General features: G+C 68.2%; 10 protein-coding genes. 6 read left to right on the top strand and 4 right to left on the bottom strand.

What is annotated here, in order from left to right; translation table 11 throughout:
* The first annotated feature begins 624 nt into the window (after window positions 1–624).
* Window positions 625–1,080 carry a hypothetical protein gene (locus ABI385_RS10080; protein ID WP_348103619.1) on the top strand — a complete coding sequence of 152 codons (456 nt, stop codon included), beginning with the start codon at window positions 625–627 and terminating at the stop codon, window positions 1,078–1,080.
* A gap of 608 nt (window positions 1,081–1,688) precedes the next feature.
* Here the strand turns inward: ABI385_RS10080 and ychF are convergent.
* A complete protein-coding gene (gene ychF, locus ABI385_RS10075; RefSeq protein ID WP_348103618.1) occupies window positions 1,689–2,774 on the bottom strand; it encodes a redox-regulated ATPase YchF in 1,086 nt (361 codons plus the stop codon).
* Window positions 2,775–2,786: 12 nt separating this feature from the next.
* A complete protein-coding gene (locus ABI385_RS10070) occupies window positions 2,787–3,650 on the bottom strand; it encodes a thioesterase family protein (protein ID WP_348103617.1) in 864 nt (287 codons plus the stop codon).
* A gap of 83 nt (window positions 3,651–3,733) precedes the next feature.
* On the opposite strand from ABI385_RS10070, the gene ABI385_RS10065 reads away from it, so the two are divergent.
* Window positions 3,734–4,933, top strand: a complete 1,200-nt coding sequence (locus ABI385_RS10065) for a DNA recombination protein RmuC (RefSeq protein WP_348103616.1) — start codon at window positions 3,734–3,736, stop codon at window positions 4,931–4,933.
* Between the two features lie 44 nt (window positions 4,934–4,977).
* Here the strand turns inward: ABI385_RS10065 and ABI385_RS10060 are convergent, their stop codons facing one another.
* Window positions 4,978–6,033: a 4-hydroxy-3-methylbut-2-enyl diphosphate reductase gene (locus ABI385_RS10060; protein ID WP_348103615.1), complete on the bottom strand. Its 1,056-nt coding sequence runs from the start codon at window positions 6,031–6,033 to the stop codon at window positions 4,978–4,980.
* Window positions 6,034–6,067: 34 nt separating this feature from the next.
* Between ABI385_RS10060 and xseA the strand changes: the two genes are divergently transcribed.
* Window positions 6,068–7,306: an exodeoxyribonuclease VII large subunit gene (xseA, locus tag ABI385_RS10055; RefSeq protein ID WP_348103614.1), complete on the top strand. Its 1,239-nt coding sequence runs from the start codon at window positions 6,068–6,070 to the stop codon at window positions 7,304–7,306.
* A 76-nt stretch (window positions 7,307–7,382) separates the two neighbouring features.
* Here xseA and ABI385_RS10050 read toward each other — a convergent pair whose 3' ends face one another.
* Complete coding sequence (locus ABI385_RS10050; RefSeq protein ID WP_348103613.1) at window positions 7,383–7,871, bottom strand: pyridoxamine 5'-phosphate oxidase family protein; 489 nt, start codon at window positions 7,869–7,871, stop codon at window positions 7,383–7,385.
* 178 nt (window positions 7,872–8,049) lie between these two features.
* Here ABI385_RS10050 and ABI385_RS10045 point away from each other — a divergent pair, with 178 nt between their 5' ends.
* From ABI385_RS10045 to ABI385_RS10035, 3 genes are all read left to right on the top strand, one after another.
* Window positions 8,050–8,958 (top strand): universal stress protein, encoded by a 909-nt coding sequence (locus ABI385_RS10045; RefSeq protein ID WP_348103612.1) that lies wholly within the window; start codon window positions 8,050–8,052, stop codon window positions 8,956–8,958.
* Window positions 8,959–9,033: 75 nt separating this feature from the next.
* Window positions 9,034–9,912: a universal stress protein gene (locus ABI385_RS10040; protein WP_348103611.1), complete on the top strand. Its 879-nt coding sequence runs from the start codon at window positions 9,034–9,036 to the stop codon at window positions 9,910–9,912.
* Window positions 9,913–10,062: 150 nt separating this feature from the next.
* Window positions 10,063–11,190: a Xaa-Pro peptidase family protein gene (locus ABI385_RS10035; protein ID WP_348103610.1), complete on the top strand. Its 1,128-nt coding sequence runs from the start codon at window positions 10,063–10,065 to the stop codon at window positions 11,188–11,190.
* The last annotated feature ends 18 nt before the right edge of the window (window positions 11,191–11,208 follow it).

The raw sequence follows: 11,208 nt of genomic DNA, 5'->3' as shown, positions 1-11,208 counted from the left end.
TAGGCGCGTTTCCGACACCCAACCAGTCGTCACCCTAAACTGCCGAGGCTTGTTATGGCTCAGTGTCTGACCTGGGGCTTTAGACGTTGAAGCGGAACGTTGACATGCACTCCGACCCACGGCTGTTCTTTGCCCTAAATGGGCTCTGAACTGCGGAAACAGTGTGGGGTCGACCCGAGTGCGCTGCGGTCATTTGCGGTCTATTCTCATGCTGGTCTGGGCAGATTGAGGGCAGCGATCCTCCGTGCCGGCCTCTCGGAGACGTCACGAAGCTGGCCGGACTACCCCGTGCTCCACCTGCCGCCGCACAGTGCGGATCAGTCAGCGTCGACGTGCCCCACTCCGCCCACAGTGACGCGGCGCTGCTTGGCTCGAGATCCTCTGAGTTGCAAGGTCGGATCTGTACCTGACGGCTTCCGTCGGACCAGCCCCGAGCGCCAAACGGGCTGTGGGACGCTCTCGGAGTCCACGGCGAGTTGTCGCGCGTACTGGTCGGCAAGTGCCTATGCTCCGAGGCATTCCGATGGCGGTCGGTTCGGCACGACGCGCTGATGTCCCAAATGAGACTCGTTCGAACACATGTTCGATAGTGTGAGCAGATCCTCATAGCCAAAGGAACATTGCATGGACATCCTCGAACTGATCCAACGCGGTGAGCAGAATGTGGAAGGCCACAACCACCCAGTCCGCTTGCGCCAAGCTGCCGAGCAGTTCCTCTGCGCGTACGCGCCGTTCGAAGGGTTCTCTGTCGTCGCGGCCAGTCCTCAGGCCGAGCGCGTCCTAGGCGCCGCGATGATGCTGAGGCCGGACCTATGCGCAGAAGGGCGCGGCAGCACGGTACTCCTGGACGTGAACATTGCAAGCGGAACCCTTCTGGCGCGAGCCGCCCGACGGCTCCGTGAACGTGGCAACGAGAACATGCTGGTCGCAGTCGCCCTGTACGCGCTGACCTCTGACGCTCACGAGTGGGACGTGCCGGAAGTCAGCCAGGTCGTGATTGCTGGCGGCAGTGACTCTCAGCCTTCAACTCGGTGGGAGCTCACTGAGACCCGCGATGACCGCGTCGTGCTTGCCGGCTGACAGCGTCTTAGCTTTGGCAACCAGAGCATCCTTCTTCTCACCAGTGAGCTTCGCGAAGGACTGCGGGTCACCCGTTCCAATGGGTTTGCCCAAGTGCTCCCGAAGGACAAACAGGATCGCTCCCTCCGCGTGAGCGCGAGAGAACTGCGCCTTATTACGTTGTGCCACTGGACTGGCCCGGCGGTGCGGACGACGGCATCCTGGAACGTTAACCCAGGCAACTTGGCCAGAAGCAACCGCGCTAAATCAACCGCCTGCTCAGACGCGTCGGTGTCCGTCGCTCGTAGTTCGAACTCGTGGTCGAGCACGGGGGACGCGACGGTGCCGCTGACGAGAGCCCCGTAGATCCGGGGCTTCCCGGCGGCCGGATTGACGGATATTCCCAAAACGCCCATGACCGACCGTAACCTAGCCTCCATGCCCTCGATCCCGGTCTACCCGCTGGGAACGACGATCAACGACCGCTAGGAGCTCCGCCAAAAACTTGGGAGTGACGGGCATGTCTACGAGGCTTTCGACAAGACCCTCCAGCGCATAGTCGCGCTCAAATTGCTGCATCCCGAGAAACCCGGGCTAGCCCACGGCTAAGCAGCCTGAGAACTACGGGTTTACACGTTGAAGCGGAACTCGACCACGTCGCCGTCGCTCATGACGTAGTCCTTGCCCTCGATCCGGACTCGCCCGGCCGCCTTGGCGGCGCTCATCGACCCCGCCGCAACCAGGTCCGCGAACGAGACCACCTCGGCCTTGATGAACCCCCGCTGGAAGTCCGTGTGGATTACGCCGGCCGCCTGGGGCGCCGTCCACCCTTGCCCGATGGTCCAGGCCCGCGACTCCTTGGGGCCCGCCGTCAGGTAGGTCTGCAGGCCGAGCGTATGGAAACCGACCCGCGCGAGCTGGTCCAGCCCCGACTCCTGCGCGCCGACCGACTGCAGCAGCTCAAGGGCCTCGTCGTCGTCGAGCTCGGCCAGGTCCATCTCGAGCTTGGCGTCGAGGAAGACCGCATCGGCCGGTGCGACGAGCTCGCGCAGTCGATCCGTCAGGGCGGCGTCGGTCAGCTGCTCCTCGTCCAGGTTGAAGGCGTAGATGAACGGCTTCGTCGTCAGCAGTGACAGGCTGCGCGCCTCGGCAAGGTCCACACCGGCGGGGGCGCCGGAGGCATACAGGGTGTCGCCCTTCTCCAGCACGGTCCGTGCGGCGATCGCGTTGTCGAGCGCGGCCTTGCGGTCTTTGGTGACGCGCGCCTCCTTCTCGAGCCGGGGAACCGCCTTCTCGAGCGTCTGGAGGTCGGCGAGGATCAGCTCGGTGTTGATCGTCTCGATGTCACCCTCTGGAGACACCTTGCCCTCCACGTGCACGACGTCGTCGTCACGGAAGACCCGGATCACCTGGCAGATCGCGTCGGCCTCGCGGATGTTCGCAAGGAACTTGTTGCCGAGCCCCTCCCCCTCGGACGCGCCGCGCACGATCCCGGCGATGTCGACGAAGGACACCGTCGCGGGAATTGTCTTGTCGCTGGAGAACAGCTCGGTCAGCACCCCGAGACGGGGGTCCGGCAGCGGGACGACGCCGACGTTGGGCTCGATGGTCGCGAAGGGATAGTTCGCGGCGAGGACGTTGTTCTTCGTCAGCGCGTTGAAGAGAGTGGACTTGCCGACGTTGGGCAGTCCGACGATGCCGATGGTGAGGGCCACGGGAGCAAGAGTCTAGTTGCCCCCGCCAGCGGTGTCGGACGCCCGCGGAGCCCGTATGCCGCACAGCTGCCGGGACTGCGCGACGAACCGGCCAGCGCTGTCCCACACGACGGCGTCCTCCTCCATCAGCGCGGCCGTAATGTTGCGGCTGGTCAGCTCCACCTGCAGCCAGCCGGAAGCCGGCCGCGCACGGACGTGACCGGTGAACTCGAGGGTCGGCGCCCAGCCGAGGATGCCGAGTTCGAAAGCGACCGGCGGCAGCGCGTCGAGGGCAAACAGCAGCATGACGGGGTCCGGTTCCCGACCGTCGCGCAGCCGCAGCCAGCCGCGCATCACCCCTTCGCCGCTCGGCTTGCCGACGGCCCAACCGGCCGTCGCCGGGTCGATTCGCAGGTCGAGACGGTCGAGCATCGAGGCAGCCGCAAGAAAGTTCGGCGGCGCCTCGGTCGAGGAGAGGCATTCCTCGGGAGGCGGCATCGCCGGGGGTGACACCGACCGGAGCACCGCCCCGGACACGTCCAGGTCACCAAACGTCGCGAGCGCCCGTATCCGTTCCACGAGAACGCCGTCCGGCCCCGGCTGGCGGACGGACACCTGCCCCGTGGACATGGACCGGCCGATGCGGAGCACCTCGGTTCCGACCTCGACGGGGCCTGGACCCGAGGGAGTGAGGAAGTAGCCGCTGAACGCCAACGGGTCGCCGTGGGCTCCCTCGGTGTCGAGACGTCGCTGCAGCGCCGTCGTCGCGAGCGCCATCAGGACCCCGCCGTTGACTCCGTTCCCGATCCGCCACCCCTCGCCGAGCCGGCCGCGGTAGGCGCCGACCTGCTCGGGGACGTCCTCGAGGGCGATCTCGGCGTCCAGCTCGTAGGTCATGGTCAAGAGATATCAGGATGAGGCAGGCCCGTCGTCCCTGCTGGTGCCTGGTCGTGTCGGTGGTGCCTGTCATGGTTCGAACCATGGACATCGTCATCGCGCTGCTCGCCCTCGTGGTCGGTGCACTGCTCGCGTGCCTGGTCGTGCAGGCGAGGTATGCCGCCCGGCTCGCCACCGCGACGACCGAGCGAGACCTGCTGCGCGAGCGCGTCATCGACCTCGAAGCCGCGGTGAGCCAGGACTCCGAGACGGCGCAGATGATCGCCCCGCTGCACTCGAGCCTCGAGCGGGTGGAACGCCAGGTGCACGACCTCGAACGCGAGCGGGTGGCGCAGTTCAGCATGGTCGCCGCCGAGCTCACCCGGGTCAGTCGGTCGACGACCGAGCTCGGCGCCCAGACGGCCTCGTTGGTGGGGTCGCTCAACGCCTCGTCGGTGCGCGGTTCGTGGGGCGAGGTGCAGCTGCGGCGGGTCCTCGAGCTGTCTGGCATGCTGCCGCGCTGCGATTTCGACGAGCAGGTACGGGTGACGGACGCCTCCGGTGGCACGGCGATCCCCGACGTCGTGGTGCGGTTGCCCGGTGACAAGCAGCTCGTCATCGACTCCAAGGTTCCGCTCACGTCGTTCCTTGCCGCGCAGGCCGACGGCCTCAGCGCAGCGGACCGCACCGCCTCGTATGCCGCCCACGCCAAGGCGCTGCGCGGCCACGTGCAGACCTTGGCCGCGAAGGCATACTGGTCCGCCTTCGAGACGACCCCCGAGATGGTGGTCTGCTTCGTTCCCGGGGAGTCGATCCTCGCCGTCGCCATGGCTCATGACCCCGACCTGCACGAGTTCGCGATGCGTCGCAAGGTGGTGCTCGCGTCTCCCGCAACGCTGCTCGCGCTGGTGCGCACCGTGGCCTTCACGTGGCAGCAGGACGCTCTGACGGACCACGCCCGCGAGCTGCTCACCCTGGGCCGTGACCTGCACGACCGGCTGGCGTCGCTGGGGACCCACACGCGCACGATGGGCACAGCTCTGCGCCGGTCCGTGGAGGCATACAACGGCTTGGTGGGCTCGTTGGAGACCCGGGTGTTACCGAGTGCGAGACGGCTGCACACCATGGGACTGGTCGACCGCGACCTCGAACCACTGCGCCCGCTCGCGGCGACGCCACGACCGTTGACCGCGGTCGAGCTGATCGAAGCGCTCGACGCCGACGTGCGGCGTCCCGAGGTCGACCTCGACGCCGGCCTCGATGACGACGTCTCAGACCCTGTGCAAGGGACGGCCGGACAGTGAGGCCGTGTGGCAGCTCGACCCCACCCGGGGTCCCTGCCGGACGGTCAGCGAAGCGTGCCGGCTCCCGTTGCCGCCGGGTCGTGGCGAACGCTGTCCGGTTCGGACCCCGATGCGGCTTTGAGGTCGCGCCGTAGCTCGGTCGGCAACGAGAACAGCAGGGACTCCTGGGCCGCCACCACCGGGAGCACGTCATCGAACCCGTGGGCGGCCAGGTAGTCGAGCACGTCACGCACCAACACCTCGGGCACGCTCGCGCCAGAGGTGACGCCCACCGTCGCTACCCCGTCGAGCCAGGCGTCGTCGATCTCGTCGGCGTAGTCGACGAGGTGCCCGGCGCGTGACCCGTGCTCCAGCGCGACCTCCACCAGGCGTACGGAGTTGGAGGAGTTGCGTGACCCGACCACGATCATCAGGTCGCACTCCGCCGCCATCTGCTTGACGGCGAGCTGACGGTTCTGTGTCGCATAACAGATGTCGTCGCTGGGCGGGTCCTGCAACCGGGGGAACTTCTCGCGCAGCCGGCGGACGGTCTCCATGGTCTCGTCGACCGACAGCGTGGTCTGGGAGAGCCAGACCACCTTGTCCGGGTTGCGCACCTCCACGTCGACGACGGAGTCAGGCCCGTCGACCAGGGTGATGTGCTCGGGAGCCTCACCGGCCGTGCCGACGACCTCCTCGTGACCCTCGTGGCCGATGAGCAGGATGTCGAAGTCATCGTCGGCGAAGCGCACCGCCTCGCGGTGCACCTTGGTCACGAGTGGGCACGTCGCGTCGATCGTCTTGAGGTTGAGGGCGCGAGCCTCGTCGTGGACGACCGGTGCGACCCCATGGGCGCTGAAGACCACGGTGGCGCCCTCGGGGACCTCGTCCGTCTCGTCGACGAAGATCGCGCCACGCTTGCGCAGCGTGGTCACGACGTGCTTGTTGTGGACGATCTCCTTGCGCACGTAGACCGGTGCGCCGTAGAGCTCCAAGGCCTTCTCGACCGTCACAACCGCCCGGTCCACCCCCGCGCAGTAACCTCGGGGAGCCGCGAGCAGAACCCGCTTGGTCGCCACCTCAGCGGGTCGCGAGTCGTGCGTGTCGGTGGCGCCAGGCATACCTGCATCGTACGTGTCGTCCTACGCTGGCCCGGTGACCGCAGGACCGCCCCTGCCCGAGCGGGCGGCTGAGACCAGCGCCGAGCACCCGTGGCCGGTCCGGGTGCTGAGCCTGAAGATCAGCGACTATGTCGAGAAGATGTCGGCGCTGTGGGTCGAAGGCCAGGTGGTGCAGGTCAACCGTCGGGCGACCACGGCCTACCTCGTCCTGCGTGACCCCGACGTCGACATGTCGCTGACCGCGAGCATCTCGGTGCACGCGATCGCGGCGATGGGCACGCCGCTCGTCGAAGGGGCGCGGGTGGTGCTGCAGGCCAAACCGGTGTTCTGGCCCAAACGCGGCACCCTCGTCCTCGACGCCCGGCAGATCCGGCCGGTCGGCGTGGGTGACCTGCTGGCCAGGATCGAGATCCTCAAGCAACGGCTGGCCGCGGAGGGACTGTTCGACGCCGACCGCAAGCGCCCGCTCCCGTTCATCCCACGGTGCGTCGGGCTGGTCACCGGACGAGAGAGCGCGGCCGAGAAAGACGTCGTCGAGAACGCGCGCCGCCGCTGGCCGTCGGTCCGGTTCGCCATCCGCGAGGTGGCCGTCCAGGGCGCGGGCGCCGTCACTGAGGTCACAAGCGCCGTGCGCGAGCTCGATGCAAACCGCGATGTCGACGTGATCGTCATCGCCCGTGGCGGTGGTGCAGCCGAGGAGCTCCTGCCGTTCTCGAACGAGACGTTGCTCCGCGCGGTGTCCGAGGCCGTCACCCCGGTCGTGAGCGCCATCGGCCACGACGTCGACACCCCTCTGCTCGACTTCGTCGCCGACTGGCGCGCCTCGACGCCGACCGACGCCGGGAAACGCGTCGTGCCCGACGCGGCTGCCGAGCGGGACCTCATGGACGGACTGCTGTCGAGGTCCCGCGGCAGCGTGCTGCGTCGCATCGAGCAGGAGCGCCACCGGGTCGAGGCGCAACGGTCCCGACCGGTGATGGCCGACCCGGCAGCTTTCCTGCTCCGGCATCGCGAGCTTGTGAGCGCGCTTCGCGCACGAGCACACGAGCGGCTCAGCGCCCGCCTTGCCCGAGAGTCGGACCAGATCGGACATCTGGCGCGCCAGGCCCGGGCGCTCTCGCCGCAGTCGACCCTCGACCGCGGGTATGCCGTCGTGCAGCACCGAAACGGCATGGTCGTTCGGTCCCGTCTCGACGTCGATGCGGCCGAGCTGTTGCGGGTCCGGGTCGCAGACGGCGACTTCGGCGTCGAGGCCGTCGGCCGGTCGCACTAGCCGCTCGGCGAGCGCTCCGGCGAGTACGGCCTTCTGAACGCCCCGGAACGGCTCCCGGCAGGAGGAGACGGCTGGGTCAGTGGTCCGCCGCCGGGCGCGGCTGGTCGCCCTGCTCGGCATCGTCCTCCCGGTCGTCCGGCTGCTGCCGGAAACCCCCGGCCACCCGCAGCCGTCGGCCGGTGACCGAGGTGTAGTCCACCCGGATGAAATAGGGCTTGTTGCCCTCCTGCCACGGCAGCAGTGGGAGTGACAAAGCCGAGATCGACTCGTTCATCTCGCGGATCGCGGTCGCGCGCCCTTTGACCACGACGCTCCAGGCGGTCCCCTCCGATGTGTCGTAGCCGTCCGCCTCGAACGCGACCTCACGCCCCTTGGTGGCGGCCAGCTTGGTGCCGGCCGCCGTCCGGAACACGACGCTGCCGTGGTCGACGACATAGTTGACAGGGAAGATATCTGGCTGACCGTCGACGACCACGGCGAGTCGCCCCACAACGGCGGTTCGCAGTAGCTCCCAGCACTGGCGGAGGGGCAGCTCGTCCGTGTTCGTAGTCTCGTGCGCGCTCATGGGATCATCATCCGCCCGCCGCCCGCAGGCGTCCAGGGTCGAAAGTCCCGGTCTGGGTCGGAGAGTCGGGGTCGGAGAGTCGGGGTCGGAGAACAGGACCAAAGGCCCTGCCACGGCCACCTCGGGCGGGTGACGCTTGCTAGACACCCCGGTGCGCTGTTCGAAACCAGGAGGACCCATGGCCACTCATGCGAACCACCACCCCCTCGTCGTCGGTGTCGACGGCTCCCCAACGAGCTGGCCGGCTGTGGCCTGGGCCGCCGAGGAGGCTGCGACCCGAGGGTTACCATTGCGCCTGGTCAGCGCCTGGGAGTCCCACTACGACCTGGCGAGCCTCGGGCTCCTGCCCGATGCCGTGCGTACGCACTGTCAAGGCATCCTCGACGCCGCGCGCAAGCAGGTCGAGACCGCCCAACCATCCGTCGACGTGACGGAACAGAGCTTCCTCGGACCGGCTGCGCGGGTCCTGGTCGAGTCCTCACAAGAGGCCGACACGGTCGTGGTCGGGTCGCGGAACTATCGGCCGATCCACTCGGCCCTGATCGGCGGCACCTCCCTCGACGTCGTGGCGCACGCCACCTGCCCGGTCGTCGTGGTACGCAGCACTGATGGAGCGGCAGAGCGCGAGGGCGACGACCGCCAGACAGACGGACACGTCGTTGTCGGGGTCGACGGATCCGACGCGTCCACCGATGCCGTCGGCTACGCCTTCGCCCACGCCTCCCAACGGGGAGTCCCCCTCACGGTGCTGCACGCCTGGCAGACGGAATACGTGGCCAGCGTGGTCTCAGATCTGGCGGCCGAGGACGTCTCGACACAGCTGGCCGAGGAAGAGATGGCTGTCGCGGCGGAGTCGATAGCGGGATGGCGGGACAAGTTCCCCGACGTCCAGGTCCGTAGCCGCGTCGTCGCATCGAACCCCGTCCAGGCCTTGGTCGACGAGTCCAAGTCCGCCGGCCTCGTCGTGATCGGCAGCCGCGGGCGTGGGGCGCTTTCCGGCGCGCTGCTCGGCTCCATCGGTCATGGCGTCCTGCACCGGTCCCTATGCCCGGTCGCGGTCGTCAAGCCAAATCACGGCCGGCGTTAGGTCGTTGTCAACCTGTCTGACTGGCCGCGGACGAGAACGCAACGACGTCCGAGAGACACTCCAAGGAGTAGCGAAATGAGCGACACCCCCGCACCCCGTCCCATCGTCGTCGGCGTCGACGGCTCGGTGTCGGGCGAACGAGCCCTCGACTGGGCCACCCAGGAGGCCACCGCCCGTGGCCTGCCGTTGCGGATCGTCCACGCCCACGAAAGCAGCCCCTTCATCGGTGCTGCCGTCATGGTGGCGCCCCCGCAATGGGACGACCAGGACTGGGTCACCGAGACTGCCCGCGAACGTGTCGCGACGCTGGCGCCGAGGTTGGAGGTCTCGACCGAGGAGATGGCCTCTCCTGCATTCTCGGCGCTGGAGGACGCGTCGGAGCAGGCGGACACGGTCGTCGTCGGTGCCCGAGGGCGGGGGGCTGTCCGGCGCGCGCTGCTCGGATCGACGTCGTTGCACGTGGCGGCGCACGCGTCGTGCCCCGTCGTTGTCGTCCCTGCCATCGAGCACAAGGATGCTGCGCTGTTGCCGGTCCTGGTGGGAGTCGACGGTTCCCCACTGTCCCTGGACGCCCTGGGTTACGCCTTCGCGGCAGCGGCTCAGCGGCAGGCCCCCCTTGATGTCGTCATCTGCTGGGACACCAAGACGCTACCGACCTACCGGCTCAGCGGTGCGATCGCGAAAGATGTCGAGGCAGCAGCGGTCCGCCACCATCGTGACGTCGCCGAAGAGGCCGCGGCGCCCTGGCGAGAGAAGTACCCGCAGGTGGCCGTCACCGTCCATGTCTCGTCCGACTCGCCCGCAGAGGTGCTCGTTGAACGTTCCCGAGCTTCAGTGCTGACCGTCGTCGGCAGTCGGGGGCACGGCAGCTTCACGGGCGCTCTGCTCGGGTCGGTCAGCGATGGGGTGCTGCACCGAGCGCACAGCCCAGTCGCCGTTGTGCGCAGCAGCTGATCCAACCGCGTCGCTCTCTGCCCAGCACGGGCGTCTCGGGTCAGGTTCGGAGGGTCTGCCCGCGCCGTCACCGTCACCTTCCCCGTCCCCGTCCCCGTCACCGTCCCGTCGACAGGCTTGCGACGACAACCCTCCAGCAAAGGTCACCCCATGGGCACTGCCGCTGCTCCACTCGATGTCTCGACCATGCAGGCTCGCCTCGTCAAACTGCGGGTCGCCGCGACGAAAGCCGGTATGGCGGCTGTCGTCGTCACCCCGGGATCTGACCTGCGCTACCTCATCGGCGTGGGCGGGTCGTCGTTCGAACGGCTCACGGCTCTGGTCGTGCCCGCCGACTCCGACGCACTTCCAGTCTTCGTCTCACCGGCATTGGAGTTTGCCGAACTCGGCGATGTGCCCCTCGACGAGCTGGGGGTCGAGGTACGGACCTGGGTCGACGGAGACGACCCCTACCCGCTGGTCTTGCGCGGTCTTGCTGCGGGCCGGCTGGCCGTCTCCGACATGACGCCGGCCCTGCACGTCCTCCGTCTGGCCGTCGCCGGCGAACGCGAGCAGGTGCTCGCCGGTCCGGTGCTTCGCGAGCTGCGGATGCGCAAGGACGCGGCCGAGATCGAGCAGCTGCGCCAGGTCGGCGAGGCCATCGACCGAGTTCACGAGCGGGTTCCACACTTCCTGCAACTCGGCCGCACCGAGGCGCAGGTCGGAGCCGACATCGCAGCGGCCATCGTCGAAGAAGGCCATGCGGTGGCCGAGTTCGTCATCGTCGGCTCGGGTCCCAACGGAGCCAGCCCGCACCATGGAGTCAGCGACCGGGTCATCGAACGAGGTGACGTCGTGGTGGTCGACATCGGCGGCCCGCTCCCGTCGGGCTACAACTCGGACAGCACCCGCACGTATGCGGTCGGGCCGCCGCGCGAGAGCGGCGTGCTGGCCGCATACGCCGCGCTGCACGCCGCCCAACAGGCAGCAGTTGACGCGGTCCGGCCGGGCGTGACCTGCGAGCAGGTCGACCACGCGGCCCGATCCGTGCTGGAAGAGGCGGGCCTCGCCGAGCACTTTATCCACCGCACCGGTCACGGGATCGGGCTGGACGTGCACGAGGAGCCCTACATCGTCTCCGGCAACGACCTACCCCTCGAGCCTGGCATGACGTTCAGTGTCGAGCCCGGTGTCTACTTCGCCGGGCGGTGGGGAGCCCGGATCGAGGATATCGTCCTGGTCACCGCGGATGGTGTCGAGCGGCTGAACAACCGGCCGCACGACCTCGTGGAGCTCTGAGCGTCACACAGCGTCACA

It is taken from the genome of Lapillicoccus sp., assembly GCF_039935575.1.
Classification (GTDB): domain Bacteria; phylum Actinomycetota; class Actinomycetes; order Actinomycetales; family Dermatophilaceae; genus Lapillicoccus.
This window is presented reverse-complemented; position numbering and strand designations above follow the sequence as displayed.